The 15,719-nt window shown below is 60.5% G+C and carries 11 protein-coding genes; 6 read left to right on the plus strand and 5 right to left on the minus strand.

Annotated features, from left to right (window positions below):
* Positions 1–77: 77 nt before the first annotated feature.
* Positions 78–671, minus strand: coding sequence for a TetR/AcrR family transcriptional regulator (locus tag H7B67_RS00095; protein ID WP_185117768.1), 594 nt, complete (start codon positions 669–671; stop codon positions 78–80).
* A gap of 147 nt (positions 672–818) precedes the next feature.
* Here H7B67_RS00095 and H7B67_RS00100 point away from each other — a divergent pair, with 147 nt between their 5' ends.
* Entirely contained in the window at positions 819–1,706 is an 888-nt protein-coding gene (locus tag H7B67_RS00100; protein ID WP_185117769.1) for an ABC transporter ATP-binding protein, read from the plus strand.
* Positions 1,703–2,515 carry an ABC transporter permease subunit gene (locus H7B67_RS00105; RefSeq protein ID WP_185117770.1) on the plus strand — a complete coding sequence of 271 codons (813 nt, stop codon included), beginning with the start codon at positions 1,703–1,705 and terminating at the stop codon, positions 2,513–2,515. Before H7B67_RS00100 ends, H7B67_RS00105 begins: the two co-directional genes overlap by 4 nt.
* On the opposite strand, the gene H7B67_RS00110 is transcribed toward H7B67_RS00105, so the two are convergent.
* From H7B67_RS00110 to H7B67_RS00120, 3 genes are read right to left on the minus strand one after another with little or no spacing between them, the layout of a single operon-like run.
* A complete protein-coding gene (locus H7B67_RS00110) occupies positions 2,510–5,623 on the minus strand; it encodes an ATP-binding protein (protein WP_185117771.1) in 3,114 nt (1,037 codons plus the stop codon). The two genes, H7B67_RS00105 and H7B67_RS00110, sit on opposite strands and share 6 nt — an antisense overlap.
* A gap of 27 nt (positions 5,624–5,650) precedes the next feature.
* Positions 5,651–6,331 carry a ribose-5-phosphate isomerase RpiA gene (rpiA, locus tag H7B67_RS00115; protein WP_185117772.1) on the minus strand — a complete coding sequence of 227 codons (681 nt, stop codon included), beginning with the start codon at positions 6,329–6,331 and terminating at the stop codon, positions 5,651–5,653.
* Complete coding sequence (locus tag H7B67_RS00120; RefSeq protein ID WP_185117773.1) at positions 6,328–8,373, minus strand: helix-turn-helix domain-containing protein; 2,046 nt, start codon at positions 8,371–8,373, stop codon at positions 6,328–6,330. Before H7B67_RS00120 ends, rpiA begins: the two co-directional genes overlap by 4 nt.
* Positions 8,374–8,504: 131 nt before the next feature.
* Between H7B67_RS00120 and ilvB the strand changes: the two genes are divergently transcribed.
* Both ilvB and ilvN read left to right on the plus strand, forming a co-directional pair.
* Positions 8,505–10,274 (plus strand): biosynthetic-type acetolactate synthase large subunit, encoded by a 1,770-nt coding sequence (gene ilvB, locus H7B67_RS00125; protein ID WP_185117774.1) that lies wholly within the window; start codon positions 8,505–8,507, stop codon positions 10,272–10,274.
* On the plus strand, positions 10,258–10,743 hold the full coding sequence (gene ilvN, locus H7B67_RS00130; protein ID WP_185117775.1) for an acetolactate synthase small subunit: 486 nt from the start codon (positions 10,258–10,260) through the stop codon (positions 10,741–10,743). The genes ilvB and ilvN overlap by 17 nt, the downstream gene beginning before the upstream one ends.
* A 66-nt stretch (positions 10,744–10,809) precedes the next feature.
* Here the strand turns inward: ilvN and uvrA are convergent, their stop codons facing one another.
* Complete coding sequence (uvrA, locus tag H7B67_RS00135) at positions 10,810–13,674, minus strand: excinuclease ABC subunit UvrA (RefSeq protein ID WP_185117776.1); 2,865 nt, start codon at positions 13,672–13,674, stop codon at positions 10,810–10,812.
* Positions 13,675–13,888: 214 nt separating this feature from the next.
* Between uvrA and H7B67_RS00140 the strand changes: the two genes are divergently transcribed.
* Both H7B67_RS00140 and H7B67_RS00145 read left to right on the plus strand, forming a co-directional pair.
* Positions 13,889–14,413: a GNAT family N-acetyltransferase gene (locus H7B67_RS00140; protein WP_185117777.1), complete on the plus strand. Its 525-nt coding sequence runs from the start codon at positions 13,889–13,891 to the stop codon at positions 14,411–14,413.
* The gene (locus H7B67_RS00145) at positions 14,410–15,201 is read left to right on the plus strand and encodes an SDR family oxidoreductase (protein ID WP_185117778.1); all 792 of its coding nucleotides are present in this window, start codon (positions 14,410–14,412) and stop codon (positions 15,199–15,201) included. The genes H7B67_RS00140 and H7B67_RS00145 overlap by 4 nt, the downstream gene beginning before the upstream one ends.
* The last annotated feature ends 518 nt before the right edge of the window (positions 15,202–15,719 follow it).

The following is a 15,719-nucleotide window of genomic DNA, read 5'->3' on the forward strand; positions in this document are numbered from 1 at the left end:
CGATAACGTCGAATTGGCTAATCTCTACCTTTTTCGACAGATTCCCGCCATCCCCTTCAAGAGCTGCCGGCGAGCCTCTATTCCTTCCCGCTTATCCCGTAGAAGAACAAGTGAATCATATCCCCCAGGAACCGATCCAGGTCTCCGCTCTTCTCCAGCAGGTCGAGCATCGGCGCCATCTTCTCCTTCATGAATTGAATATAGGCCATGATCGACTCCGTCGATACTTTGTCCGTTATCTCGCCCCTCGCCTTGCCTTCTTCGATGAACCGGACGACGAGGGGAATGACCCGATCCCGGTACAGCGTCTCGATGAACGCCGCGCACTCTTGGTCCTCCAGGACCATCGTCTTGACGAAGTCGGGCGGGAACGAGCGGTACACCTCCCGGTCCGCCACCAATATATGCTGAACCGCTTCCTTCATCGTCAATTGGTCGCCGATAATGGCCTCGAATTCGTCGGTCGCCCGGACGACGCCGTCTTGGAACGTCTCTCGCAGAAGGGCTTCCTTGCTCCCGAAATAATTGTAGATCGTTACCTGCGAGACGCTCGCCCGCGCAGCGATATCGGCGACTCTCAGCTTCTTTGGCTCCGTCTCCCGGAGCATCTCCAGGACGGTTCGCTTGATCCTTAGCTTGATCTCTTCCGCTCTTCTCTCGAATCCGTTCATTCCTGCCTCCCGCAATGCCGTCTTATTTAATGAAATTATAACACACCTATATTTCACAACCTATTGACGGCCTTCTTAGACGGGAGTATCATCATTCGTGAAATATAAGCATAACAATATTTCATAAAATGGACTGCGAGGTGCGGTATGCTCATCGTCGAGGGGTTAACGAAAAGGTTTCCGAGCGGCAGAGGAATCGCGGACATCTCGTTCGAGGCGAAGCAAGGGGAAGTGTTCGGCTTCCTCGGCCCGAACGGGGCCGGCAAGTCGACGACGATCCGGCTGATCATGGGCTTCATGAACCCGGACCGGGGACGCGTGACGATCGACGGACGCGACGCGGGACGGCGCGCGGGAGACGTGCGGAGCAAGGTCGGCTATCTTCCCGGGGAGATCTCCTTCCTGGACGGGATGAGCGGCCGAGGGTTCCTGGATTTTCTCGGGGCGATGCAGCGAGTAGACAGCAAGGCCAAGCGGGAGCGCCTGATCGAGCGCCTGCAGTTCGACGCCGATACTCCCATTCGCAAGATGTCGAAGGGAATGAAGCAGAAGGTCGGCATCGTCGCCGCGCTCATGCACGACCCCGCCCTCGTCATCCTGGACGAGCCGACGACGGGCCTGGATCCGCTTATGCAGAAGACTTTCGTAGAGCTGATCCTCGAGGAGAAAAGAAGGGGGACCACGTTCCTCCTGTCCTCCCACAGCTTCCCGGAGATCGAGCGGACGTGCGATCGAGCGGCGATCATCAAGGACGGGCGGCTCGCGGCCGTCAAGGACATTCGCGAGCTGAGATCGCTGCAGCGCAAGCTGTTCGAGCTCGTCTTCGACAATGCCGAGGATGCCCTCGCCTTCAGCTGCTCCGGGATCGAAACGGCTTCGGTGGACGGCAGCCGGGTGGTCGTCGCCGTTCAGGGCGATTACGACGCGCTGGTCCGCGCCGCGGCGCGATATCCGCTCCGCAGCATCGACGCGGCCGCGCAGAATCTGGAGGACGTCTTCATGCACTATTACGACCGGAAGGAGATCGCGCCATGAACGTTCCTCTGCTAAGAAGGATGCTGACGACCCATTCCCGCGTCTTCCTGAACTATGCCTTCGGCTCCGCCTTCTATATCGTTCTGATGTTCTGGCTCTATCCGAGCATGGCGGACAACAGCGAAGCGCTGGACGATCTCATGAACGAGCTGCCGGACGGCGTCGTGAACGCGTTCGGCATCCAGAACGGCTTCGGCACGCTCGAGGCGTTCATCTCGGGAGAGTTCTACGGCCTTATCCTTCCTATTCTGCTTACGATCTTCGCCGTGAGCCTGGCTACCCAATTGATGGCGAGACTCGTCGATCGCGGCTCGATGGCGTACCTGCTCTCGACCCCGACCACCCGAGCCCGGGTCGCCCTCACCCAAGCGCTCGTGCTCGTAATCGGCCTGATCCTGATAGCCGCTGTAACGACGCTCGCCGGTTTCGCCAGCCAAGCCTGGATCATCGGCGACGGCTATCCGCTGAACGCCGAACGTTTCATCTCGTTAAACGTCGCCGTGCTCGCCCTCTTCTTCGCCATCGGAGGCGTCGCCTTCCTGATCTCCTCGCTCGCGAACGACGAGAAGCGGGCGACGGGCCTTTCGGGAGCGATCGCGTTCGGCATGTTCACCCTGGATCTTCTCGGCAAAATAAGCGAGAAGATCGAGTGGCTGCGCAGCCTCTCTCTCTTCTCGCTGTTTCGTCCCTCGGACATCGTGTCCGGACAGGGGGCTATCGGATTGGAGTTGACCGTTCTCTTCGCGATCGGCCTTCTTCTTTACGCGGCCGGGATCTACGGCTTCGCCAAGCGGGATCTCCCCTTATAAGGGAGACCCGATTCGGAGCGTCACCCGCGTCCCTTGGCCCCGGGCGCTCTCGATCTCCAGCTCCGTCCCGTAGAGCGAGCGGAGCCTGCGCCCGATATTGGCGAGTCCGACTCCCGTTCCCCGGGAGTCGCCCTCCGTACGGGCGGCATCCTCCGGCCCGGGCATGCCCGGGCCGTTGTCCGCCACTTGGACGACGATCGCGCCCGGCCCCGCGTATCTTGCCGTGACGGACACGCAGCCTCCCTCCAGCCGCTTCGTGGCGCCGTGGCGAACGGCGTTCTCCACGATGGGCTGGAGAATGAGAGGGGGAACGGGGACGTCCAGCCCCTCCTCGATGTCGAACTCCAGCTTCAGCCTCTCCCCGAACCGGATTTTCTCGATGAACAGATACGACCTTGTCTGCTCCAATTCCCTGGAGAAAGGAATAAGCTCCTCGCGATTGTCGAAGTCGAAGCTATCGCGCAGGAACAGGCTCAAGTGGTTCAGCATCTCGCGGGACTGCTCGATATTCGAGTAGCTGACCGAGATGACGGTATTAAGGGCGTTAAACAGGAAATGCGGCTTGATCTGCGCCCGCAGGAAGTCGAGCTCCGACCGCACGAGCTCCTTCGCGGAATGCTTCATGTCCAGCAGCGTGCGCACCCGAGCCTTCAGCTCTTCGGCCTCGACGGGCTTGCCCAGGTAATCGTTCGCGCCGGATTCGAAGCCAAGGAGACGGTCCTCCGTCCGGCTTCGGGCCGTAAGGATCAGCACCGGAAGCTCCGACAGAGAATAGCGGGCGCGAATGGCTCGGCATACCTCGTAACCGCTCATTCTCGGCATCATGAGATCCAGCACGACCAGGTCGATCTCCTTCCTGTTCTCGAGCAGCCGCAGCGCTTCTTCTCCGTCGCGCGCCGCCAGGACCGCGTAATTTTCCATGGTGAGGAGGTTAAGCAGCACCTGGCGGTTCGCCGCGTCGTCGTCGACGATGAGAATCGTCCGCCTATCTGCGGGAGAGGAGCCTTCTCGCGCTTCCACCGACTCCGCCGCCGCCGCGACAGCCGCATAAGGCCATGACGGCTCGGAAGGCGGATAGGCGGCAGGGCGGGATTCGCCTTCTTCCGTCTCGGCATCCTGCTTGTCCGCGATCGGCACCGTGAAGGTGAAGGCCGATCCTTCCCCGAGCACGGAACGCACGGAGAGGGCTCCCCCATGCAGCTCGACCAGCTTCTTCGTCACGCTGAGGCCAAGCCCCATGCCGCCGTAATCCCGGGCAATCGAGCTGTCCGCCTGCTCGAACGACTCGAAGATCGCTTCCTGCCGGTCGGCCGGAATGCCGATTCCCGTGTCCGAGACGGTGACCGCCGCCCAGCCGTTCTTCGCCTCCGCGGTTACGACGATTTCTCCCTCAAGCGTAAACTTATAGGCATTGCCGATCAGGTTGTACAAAATTTGCGTGAGACGATCCTCGTCCCCCAGAACCGCGGGCAGCTCGTCCGGCAGCCAATCGACCAACCGCAGCTTTTTATTTTCCAGGGCGGCATGCATCTCCAGAATAACGTTCACGAGGGCATTGAGGTTGACGGGCCCCTTGCGCAAAACGATCTCCCCGTTCTTCAGCTTGGAGAAATCCAGAATGTCTCCGACGAGGTTGGACATTCGCCTGCCCGAATTGACGATAAGAGACAGGTTGTTCTCCTGGTGCGGGGTAAGCTGCCCCGTCGCACCGTCCATCATGGATTGGGCGATGTTGATCATGCCGTGCAGCGGAGTCCGGAGCTCGTGGGACGTATTCGCCATGAATTCGTCCTTCAGCTTGTCGAGCGATTTGAGCTTCTCGGAAAGCTTCGCCACCGTCGTAAAGGCATTGGAAAACCTACCGGAGAGAAAGAGTAATTGGCACAGCACGAAGCCTACGAACGAGATCGGCTGGAGGGAATAGGCGACCATGATTCCCTCGTTATACAAGAAAGAGCCCAAGTTGATGACGAACAGGAACAACGCGCTGAATGCCATGAACAACGAGCCTTCCAATCTCCGAAAGGCGCTTGCGGCCATGATCCCCATCGAATAGAACATAAGCACGAAGCTAAGCAAGTAATAAACCCAATCCATGCCCGAGTACACCGCGGTCGGAGCGACGAGGATCAAGACGAAACGGGCCGCCAATTCCCATTCGAATATTCGGACGATCCTTTTCCTCGCGATTTGGGGGAACGAAGCCCAAGTATACTTAATAAGAAAATATTCCGAGAGAATGCCCGAGAGGAATTGAAGCTTGGTAAACCATTCGTACGGCATGTCCGAAAAGATGAGCCCCAACAGCTTATCTCCGTGCGTGAGCAGGTAAACGGAGTTAGCCAGGCAAGTCAGCCCGAACCATATCAGAGCTCCTTGATTGTCCGACCGCATGTGATAAAGGACAAGCAAGTAAGCGCCCAGAAGCAGCATAATGAAGCCCGTAATGGCATCCAGGGCTACGGTGTTATCCCGGTAAGTGACGACGGAGTCCTGATCTCCAAAATAAAGAGGGTGCGTAATCCCGCCCGAGGCGTATTGGTAATTGGCCACCTGAACGAGCAGCTGCAAGGTCTCTCCGTTCGCTTCGTAATACCGCGCGTAAGGAACGTTCTTCGCTTCCGTATCGGACCGGCTCTCTCCCGGATGGCCTCCCGAACCGATCTGAACGCCGTCCGCGAACAAGCGGTGGGAGGTCTTGATATTGTTCACGACAATGCCGTAGCGAGGGTCGTCCGTATGGGGAAGACGAATCGTCAATCGATAGGTGCCAAAGCCGTAGGAGGACGCCTTCCCTTCCTCGTCGGCAACCTTCCAGGAGGATGGAATATCCGCGTACCCGGTCAAGCGAGGCGCGCCGCCGCCGGCGGAGTCCCCGGACGCGAAGTCTTCCGGCGCGAGAAGCTGGTTGCCGTAAAACTCCCATTGGCCGTTCAGGGGAAGGATCCCTTCAAGCTCCCGATTCCCCCCCGACAGATCCAGAGTTCCTTGGGTCGCTTCGGGAGCATCGCTGCTGATCATGCGGTTGGAGAAGGTAAGATACCAACAGCCGGCGGCCAGAAACAGAATCAGCAGAACGGGGATTAACGCTTGCTTTGCGCGATACATGGTGGGGGTCTGCTCTCCTCTGCCTGCTTATCGGCTCCGTACTTCGATGCTTCCGTCCTTACGCGCCGCGACGACGGAGGAGGTCATGCCGACGAACAGCCCGTTCTCCACGACGGCCGGTATTTGGTTCAACCGGACGTTCAGGCTTGCCGGGTCCTCGATCTTGCCGAAGCGGCAGTCCGCGATCCAGTTGCCGTTGTCCGTCACGTAACGCTGCCCGTCCGGGGCCAACCGGATGACGGGATCGCCGCCCAGCTCCCGAAGCCGGTTCAGCGTGAGCCGCTCCGCGAACGGAACGATCTCGACCGGCAGCGGGAACGTCCCGAGCGTCGGGACCAGCTTGGATTCGTCCACGATGACGATAAAGCGGTCGCTTGCGGCCGCCAGCACTTTCTCCCGGAGCAGGGCTCCTCCGCCGCCTTTGATCAGATGAAGACGCTCGTCCACTTCGTCGGCCCCGTCGATCGTAAGGTCGATGCGATCGATCTCGTCCAGGGAGACGAACGGAATGCCCCATTCGCGGGCGAGCTCCTCGGAACGCATCGAGCTGGCCGCCGCCCGAATGGACAGCCCTTCCTTCACCCGCTCGGCAATGCGGCGGATCGCCCAATAAGCCGTCGAGCCGGTGCCGAGCCCGACCGTCATTCCGTCTTCGATCCATTCGACCGCTTTCTCGGCCGCGATTTTTTTCAATTCTTCTGCGTTCATGAGGATGCGCCTCCGTTGATGTTATGGTGAAAATAGTTTGCGAGCTCCGTTCGGTTGCGAAGGCCGTACTTCGAGAGCATCGAATTGACGTGCTTCTTGACGGCCGCTTCGCTGATGTACAGGCGAGAGGCGATCTCCGCGTTCGTGAGCCCCTTCATCAGCCAGCCGGCGACGTCCCTCTCCCGCAGCGTCAGCTCCGGGCTTGACACCGGCGCGGCTTCGTCGGCGCCGATCGCGGCGGGAGTTTCGTTCGCGCCGCGATTCAACCGATCCAGCAGCCGCCGCAGCTTTTCTCTCCGCGTGTCGAGGACGTAGGTGGGAGCGAGCTCCCCGCCGTAGTCCGAGTGCTCCGCACCGGGGAGCGGTTCGAATCCCAGGCTGAGCTTGCCCAACCGGAAATAATCGTGCGGAGGAGGCGATTCGACCAGCAGATGCCCGGCCAAGATCGGATCCAGCAGCGCATGGATGAGGTCCGAGCGAAGCTCCTCCCTCTCCAGATGGGCGAGGTCCATCGCATACACGTAGCGAATCCCCGTGTCCTCCTTGGACTCCCGGATCCGCTTGCTCTCCTCCGCCGTCAACGAGGCGATGTAAGCCCGGGAGACCGGAGCCCGGGCCAGCCAATCGTACGTTCGGCCGCAAACCGGAATGACGGCGAACAACCCGACGATCCGGCCTGTCGGACTGCGCAGCAGCCGGATCGAATCCGCACCCGCCGCCATCAGCTCCTCGAGCGGAACGAGCGCCAGACGGGCGCGGCCGAGCTCCGCGCCGAGCTCGAACCGGAAGCTCTCTCCCGACACCGGATCGGAGCAGAGCACCTTGCTCGGCTTCTCCTCCCTCAGCCTGCGGCGAACGTATTCCTTAGCCTCCCCAAGGTTCTCCTCGGTAAGAGGCTCCGTATAGTTCCTGGATTCCCTTGCATGGCGATAGTGAGCCCGCAGAACGGCATTGTCCGCGTAGCGAAGCCACTCGGCGAATTCCCGAAGGACATCCTTGCCCGACGAGAGCCCTTCCTCGAGCTTGGATTTATAATATTCCGCCGCCCGATTGCGATAGGCATCGCTGGTATCGGGCATCCGCTCGCGGAACTGGCGCTGCAGCGTCTCCCGCACAAGCTCCTGCAGCTGCCACCCGGCGGCGGTCCGGACGACGAACGACAGATCGGTCAAGCTCTGGAACCGCGTAGGCGGCACTTCTTCCCCGAGCACATGGGAGAGCAGCTCCTGGTGGAAGGCATGCACGGACGACGCCGCGAACAGCAAGCGGCGCAGCTCGTCGCTCGGCGCTTCCTTCAGCCAGCCGTCCAGCAGGGCCTGAAGCGGCTCCCCCGACGGCTTGTCTTCCGGCGGGAACGCCGCCCGGGGCGATTCCGCCGGAAGCGGGGTCAGCAGGGACAACGCCAGCGGATGTCCCAGCGTGCGAAGCCAGACCGAATCCGCCGCCGTCTCCTCCTCGATTCCCCACCTGCGCAGATAGCTTCGGATATCCTCGTAATCGAGCGCCTGAAGCGGGAGCCTCACGATCAGTTTTTTCCAAGCCGGCGCATGCTTCCATGGCCCTTCCAGCGGGAATCTTCCCGAGATGAGCACGAGCGTGTTCTCGTGAAGCCCCGGAAGGAAAACCGTCCTCACCCAATGATCGAGCGCTCCGATCTCCTCATAGCCGTCGAAGGCAAGCACGACCCGCCGTTTCTCCGCCAAACCGTTCAATAGCCTGTGGCATTTAACGAGAAGCGGATCTTCCGTCCGGTCGTCCTCTTCCGACTGTTCAATCAAGCTCTCAAGCAACCGCTCGGGCCGCCCCATGGCGTCGCGAATGTCCACGGAGAGATAGACTGCCCCCAGCTCTTCCGAGATTCGGGCATACCGGCCCAGCAGATAGGTTTTGCCCATTCCCGTCGAGCCGAACAGGTTCAGAATCCGCTCGTTCCGCTCCTCGAGGTTGGCGAGCCATTGCCGGAAGTATTCCAATTCGAACTCGCGGCCGACGAAGTGAGCGTCCATCATCTCGGCGATGCGCTCCCCGAAGGTCTGGCCCATCTGACAACAACTCCCGTTCCACCCCATTTTATCGAAAAGTATACTACCAAAGTAATCGAAAGGATAGAGTGTTCGCGCTTTCCCGCGTGGTACGTTTAGAAGCGAAACGTAGCATACAGGGGGAATACCGCATGAACGGATTGCTGTCCCAGGAAGCAAAAGAGAAGCTTCTCCGGAAGGACGAGATTACAGGCTCGGAGATTTTGCTGCGCACGCTGCTTTTGGAAGGGGTCGAATGCGTCTTCGGCTATCCGGGCGGCGCGGTGCTTTATATTTATGACGCCATGCACGACAACCCGGATTTTCGGCACTTGCTGACGCGGCACGAGCAAGGAGCCATTCACGCCGCCGACGGCTACGCCCGTTCCACCGGCAAGATCGGCGTCTGCCTCGCCACCTCGGGGCCGGGAGCGACGAATCTGGTGACGGGAATCGCCACGGCTTTTATGGATTCGGTGCCGCTCGTCGTCATCACCGGCAACGTCCCGACGACGCTGATCGGCACGGATTCCTTCCAGGAGGCCGATATCGTCGGCATTACCCAGCCGATCACCAAGCACAGCTTCATGGTTCAGCGGGCGGAGGATCTCGCTTGGACGCTCCGGGCGGCCTTCCGCATCGCCGGGACGGGCCGCCAAGGCCCGGTGCTCGTCGATATCCCGAAGGACGTGTCGGCCGAACGGACGGCCTTCGTTTATCCGACGAGCGTCGAGCTGCCCGGCTACTCCGAGGCGCCCCGGCCCTCCGCGGCCGCGATCGAGGAGCTCGCCGAGGCGATCCATGCCGCCCATCGGCCCGTCGTCCTCGCCGGAGGAGGCGTCATCTCCTCGGGCGCTTCGGCGGAGCTGGAACGCTTCCTCCGCCTGACGGGATTTCCCGTCGCGACGACGTTGCTCGGGCTCGGGAGCGTCGCCTCCGCTTATCCCGGCTGGCTAGGCATGCCGGGCATGCACGGCACCTACGCGGCGAATCAGGCGCTTATCGGCTGCGATCTCTTGATTGCCGTCGGCGCCCGGTTCGACGACCGGGTGACGATGAAACTCGACGGCTTCGCCCGCAACGCCCGGATCGCTCACATCGACATCGATGCCGCCGAGCTCGGCAAGCTGGTTCCGACCTCCATCTGCATCGCCGGAGATGCCAAGCAGGTCCTGGGCGAACTGAATTCGGTTCTGGAGAAGGAAGAGGACAAGCGAGCTCGACGGCTCGAGCAAATCTCTTCCTGGACCGACCATGTTCACCTGTTAAGCGAACGATATCCGCTTCAGTACCGGGATTCCGACACGACCCTTAAACCGCAGTACGTCATGGAGATGATCGCCGACACGACCGGCGGAGAAGCCATCGTGACGACCGACGTCGGCCAGCATCAGATGTGGGCGGCGCAATTCGGCCGCTACGTCCGCCCCCGCTCCTTCCTCTCCTCCGGAGGGCTCGGAACGATGGGCTTCGGCTTCCCCTCGGCGATCGGCGCCCAGATCGGCAATCCCGATCGTATCGTCGTCTCGGTCAACGGCGACGGCGGCATGCAGATGTGCTCGCAGGAGCTCGCGATCTGCGCGATTCATAACATCCCGGTCAAGATCGCCGTGTTCAACAACCGAACGCTCGGAATGATCCGCCAATGGCAGGAGCTTATCTATGAAGGCAGGTACAGCCATATCGATCTGTCCGGCAGCCCGGACTTCGTCAAGCTGGCGGAGGCCTATGGGGTCAAAGGCTTGAGAGCCTCGAGCAAGCAAGAGGCCGAAGCCGCCTGGCAGGAGGCGCTGAGCACGCCCGGTCCCGTTCTGATCGACTTCGAGATCGATCCGAACGAGCTGGTATATCCGATGGTTCCGCAAGGAGAGAAGCTTGAGAACATGATATTGGGGGATTTCGAGGATGACGGATTCCGATAAAAATTACCTTTCGCTCCTGGTGAGCGATACTCCCGGGGTGCTTCAGAGAGTGTCGGGGCTCTTCTCCCGAAGGAGCTACAATATCGACAGCGTTACGGTAGGGGGCTGCGAGAAAACGAGCTTCTCCCGGGCGATCGTCGCCGTGCAGGGAGACGAGCAGCGAATGGCGCAGATCGGCAGCCAGCTGAACAAGCTGATCGACGTCGTGGAAGTGAACCGCTTCGGAGCGGCGTCGGCCATAGCGCGCGAACTCATGCTCGTCAGGCTGTCGCCTCCCGCGGAGAAGCGGGCGGAGCTGCAAAGCCTTCTCGACCTGTTCCGCTTCCCTATCATCGAAACGGCAGTGGACAGCCTTATCGTCCAAGTTACCGGGGACAAGGAGAAGAACGATGCCTTCTTGGCGATGATAGCCCGCTACGGCATCATGGAGATCGTCCGCACGGGAGAAACGGCGCTTGCCCGTCATTGACAATCTTCGGCTCTAATCTCATAGACCAATAAAAGGCTGGCCTCTTTGCGGAGGCCAGCCTTCGTATTAGTTGGAGGAAGCCGCCATCGCCGCTTCCGTCCTCGCGCGATCGCGTTCCAGTACCGGACCCAGGTAGCGTCCGGTATACGACTTCGCGTTCTCCGCCAGCTGCTCCGGCGTGCCGGTGCCGACGATCGTGCCGCCGCCGCTTCCGCCTTCCGGCCCGAGGTCGATCAAGTAATCCGCCGTCTTGATCACGTCCAGATTGTGCTCGATAACGAGCACGCTCTCGCCGGAATCGACGAGCTTCTGCAGCACTTGCAGCAAGCGGTCGATATCGTCTGCATGCAATCCGGTCGTCGGCTCGTCGAGAATGTAGAGCGTCTTGCCGGTGCTGCGGCGGTACAGCTCGGCGGCGAGCTTCACGCGCTGCGCTTCGCCTCCCGACATCGTCGTCGACGGCTGGCCGAGCGTCATGTAGCCGAGGCCGACGTCCAGCAGCGTGCTCACCTTTCGGTGAATGCGCGGGATGTTCTGGAAGAACTCCGTCGCCGCTTCGATCGTCATCTCGAGCACCTCCGCGATGCTCTTGCCCTTGTACTTGACCTCGAGCGTCTCGCGGTTATAACGCTTGCCCTTGCAAACCTCGCAAGGCACGTAGACGTCCGGCAGGAAGTGCATCTCGATCTTGATGATCCCGTCTCCCTTGCACGCCTCGCAGCGTCCGCCCTTCACGTTGAAGCTGAAGCGGCCCTTCTTGTAGCCGCGCACCTTCGATTCGTTCGTCATCGCGAACACGTCGCGAATGTCGTCGAAGAGACCCGTGTAAGTCGCCGGGTTAGACCGCGGCGTCCGTCCGATCGGAGACTGGTCGATGTCGATGACCTTCTCCAGGTGCTCGATGCCGAGCATCTCCTTGTACTCGCCGGGACGCGTCTTGGCCCGGTTCAGGTCGCGGGCGAGCGTCTTGTACACGATCTCGTTCACCAGCGTCGACTTGCCGGAGCCGGACACTCCCGTGACGGCGGTAAACACCCCTAACGGGATCTTGACGCTCAGGTTCTTCAGGTTGTTCTCCTTCGCGCCCTTCACCTCCAGCCACTTGCCGTTCGGCTTCCGCCGTTCCAGCGGGACCGGAATGAACTTCCGGCCGCTGAGATAGGCTCCCGTCAGCGAGTTCTCGTTCGCCATGACCTCCTCCGGCGTGCCTTGCGCAATGACTCGGCCGCCGTGAACGCCCGCTCCCGGTCCGATGTCGATCAAGTAATCCGCGGCCCGCATCGTATCCTCGTCATGCTCGACGACGATCAGCGTGTTGCCGAGATCGCGCATATGCTCGAGAGTCTGGATCAGACGGTCGTTGTCCCTCTGGTGCAATCCGATGCTCGGCTCGTCGAGAATATAGAGTACGCCCATCAGGCTGGAGCCGATCTGAGTCGCGAGCCGAATGCGCTGCGCTTCGCCGCCGGACAACGTTCCCGCCGCGCGAGACATCGTCAAGTACTGGAGACCTACGTTCACCAAGAACCCTAGCCGATTGTTGATCTCCTTGAGAATAAGGTTGGCAATCTGCAGCTCCTTCTCATTAAGCTCAAGGCCTTCGAAGAATCGTTGAGCGTCTCCGATCGAGAGAGAGGTCACGTAGGAGATGTTCTCGCCCGCTATCGTAACGGCGAGCGTCTCCGGCTTCAGCCGATGCCCCTTGCACTTGCCGCAAGGCTGCGCGCTCATGTACTCCTCGATGAACTCGCGGATGCCGTCGGAAGCCGTGTCCCGGTAGCGGCGTTCCAGATTGTGCACGATGCCTTCGAAAGGCACGTAAGCGTCGCGGCTATGCCCGAACTCGTTCTCGTAGCGGAAGCGAACCCGCTCCCCGCCCGTTCCGTACAGAATCGTGTTCAGCTGCTTGTCGCTCAGCTCGGACACGGGCTTGTCGGTCGGGATGCCATAATGCTCGCAGACCGCGGCGAGGAATTGCGGGTAGTAGTTCGACGTGCTGCCCGCCCACGCCTCGAACGCGCCTTGATCGATGCTCTTGCCGCGATCCGGAAGAAGCAGATCGGGGTCGATGACCATCTTCGCGCCAAGCCCGTCGCATTCCGGACAAGCGCCGAAAGGCGAGTTGAACGAGAACATCCGGGGAGCCAGCTCCTCGATCGAAAACCCGCACACCGGGCAAGCCAGCTTCGAATTGAAAAGAAGCTCTTCCTTGTCGATAACGTCCACGATAACCTGGCCGTCGGACAGCTTGAGCGCCGTCTCGAGCGAATCGGCCAGCCGCGTCGCCACGTCTTCCTTCACGACGATCCGGTCGACGACGACCTCGATCGAGTGCTTCTTGTTCTTCTCCAGCTCGATCTTCTCTCCGAGATCGCGAATCTCCCCGTTCACCCGCACGCGCACGAAGCCTTGCTTCTGCACGTCGGCCAGAAGCTTAACATGCTCGCCCTTGCGGCCCGAGACGATCGGCGCCAGAATCTGCAGCCGGGTCCGTTCCGGATATTCCATGATCCGGTCCACCATCTGCTCGACCGTCTGGGAAGTAATTTCCACCCCGTGGTCCGGGCAATGCGGACGGCCGATTCGCGCGAAAAGCAGGCGCAGATAGTCGTAAATCTCCGTTACCGTGCCGACCGTCGAACGCGGGTTGCGGCTCGTCGTCTTCTGATCGATCGAGATCGCGGGCGAGAGGCCGTCGATCGAATCGACGTCCGGCTTGTCCATCTGGCCGAGGAACTGGCGGGCGTAAGCCGAGAGCGACTCCACGTAGCGGCGCTGCCCCTCCGCGTATATCGTATCGAATGCCAGAGACGACTTGCCCGAACCGCTCAGTCCGGTCAGGACGACGAACTTGTCGCGTGGAATGGTCACGTCGATATTCTTCAGGTTATGGGCGCGGGCGCCCTTGATAACGATGCTCTCGTTGGCCAACGATAAAGCCCCTTTCGATACGGTCACAGCGAAGCCAGCGTCACGCCGCGATAATCCGTTCCATAAGAATATGTGTTCCCATTCATTATAGCGGAGCCCTGATTAGGTTGCAAATGGAAATGATACGTTGTCGCGTCGCCCGATTGTGGATTACAATCTGTAGGTAGAAGACGGGTCCGCCGGTCATGCGTCATATCAAAGGAGCGTCCGCATCATGAATAACGATCTAAACCTGATAATCTCATACGCCAGGCTATCCGATTTGCCTGCTATCGTTGATATTTACAACAGCACCATCGCCTCGCGCAAAGTTACGGCCGATCTCGAGCCCGTCACGGTCGAGCAGCGCCTGCCGTGGTTCGAGTCGCACACCCCGGAGCGCCGGCCGATCTGGGTCGCCAAGAGCGGCTCGGAACTCCTGGCCTGGGCGAGCCTGAGCAACTTCTACGGCAGACCTGCCTACGACGGAACGGCGGAGCTTAGCGTCTATGTCGCGGAGAATGCCAGAGGCACCGGAGTCGGCACCCGCATCGTGGAGCACGTCTTCTCGGAATGCCCCCGCCTCGAGGTAAACACGTTGCTCGGATTCGTTTTTGCCCATAATGAACCTAGCATCGGATTGCTTCGCAAGCTCGGGTTCGAGCAGTGGGGCTATTATCCGGAGGTTGCGGTGCTGGACGGCGTCGCCCGGGATCTGGCCATATTGGGTAAAAAAATACAGAGAGGTGGAACCGCATGAACTTGGGATTGGAAAACAAATCCGTCTTCGTCGCCGCTTCCAGCAAAGGTCTCGGCAAAGCGATCGCGCTCGAATATGCCCGCGAAGGAGCCAACGTCACGATCGCCAGCCGCGACATGGCGCAGCTGGAGGCCGCCCGGGACGAGATCGCCTCGGCAACCGGCCATGCGCCGCACGCGGTGCTTCTGGACGTCAGGAACGCCGGCGATATCCGGTCCGCCATCCGCTCGGCCGCGGAACGGCACGGGGGACTGGACGTTCTTGTGACGAATGCCGGAGGGCCGCCTCAAGGCGGGTTCGAAGCCTTCGACGACGCAGGCTGGCAAAGCGGCTTCGAGTTGACGCTGCTCAGCGTCGTTCGCCTGATCCGCGAGGCGTTGCCTCAACTCCGCTCGGCGGCGGACGGCGGCCGCATCGTGAACGTCGCCTCCATGTCGGTTAAGGAGCCGATCCCTAACCTGATCTTGTCGAACGTCTTCCGCGCGGGCGTCAACTCCCTGGCGAAGTCTCTCTCGCTCGAGCTGGCGCCGGACCGCATCCTGATCAACACCGTCGCCCCGGGCCGAATCGGCACCGACCGAATTACCCAACTCGACAGCCAGCGCGCCGAACGCGAGAATCGGACCCTGGAGCAAATCCAGCAAGCCGCCAACGCCGCCATCCCGCTCGGCCGCGCCGGCACGCCGGAGGAATTCGCCAAGGCCGCCGTCTTCCTCGGTTCCTTCGCCAACACCTACATTACGGGTCAATCCCTCCTTGTCGACGGCGGCACCGTTCGCGGTTTATAACCATAAACGCATGAGCAGCTTGGGGATCCCTTCCTCCTTGCTGCTCTTTATCCAACAATCCAACTCCACGCACCGACAACCCACACTCTCGCCTCAAACTTCCTCACTTTCCTTTTCTCCCAATTCCTAACATTTCTCTGCCGCTATCTCGTCTCTCCCCTTCGCTCCCTCTAGGGTCTGCGATTCTCTCTTGCATACTCGCTCATTCGCAGGATTTCACGGTCTATTGAAACGGATGTCGACGATGGTAAGGGGGAGGGAACTCCCCGTTGTAGTCGGAAGGCGTGCGGAAACAAGGGGAGCGAATGGATCCCCAATAAATTCCATCATGCTGCACGTTTCTCCACTCCGCCCTCAGGGGTTGACACTCCCAGGTCTCAGCGGGTCAGAGCCCTTACCTTCCTTCGTTACACCTACTCAAGGGGTGGAGGTCGATCATGTTCAGTAAACGGGTCAGAGCCCTTTAGCGAAAGGAACGCGATCCTCGGTGCTTTCTTTGTGAAATCCTGCGAATGAGC

Origin of the sequence: Cohnella thailandensis (genome assembly GCF_014212135.1) — a bacterium.
GTDB classification, from domain to species: domain Bacteria; phylum Bacillota; class Bacilli; order Paenibacillales; family Paenibacillaceae; genus Cohnella; species Cohnella thailandensis.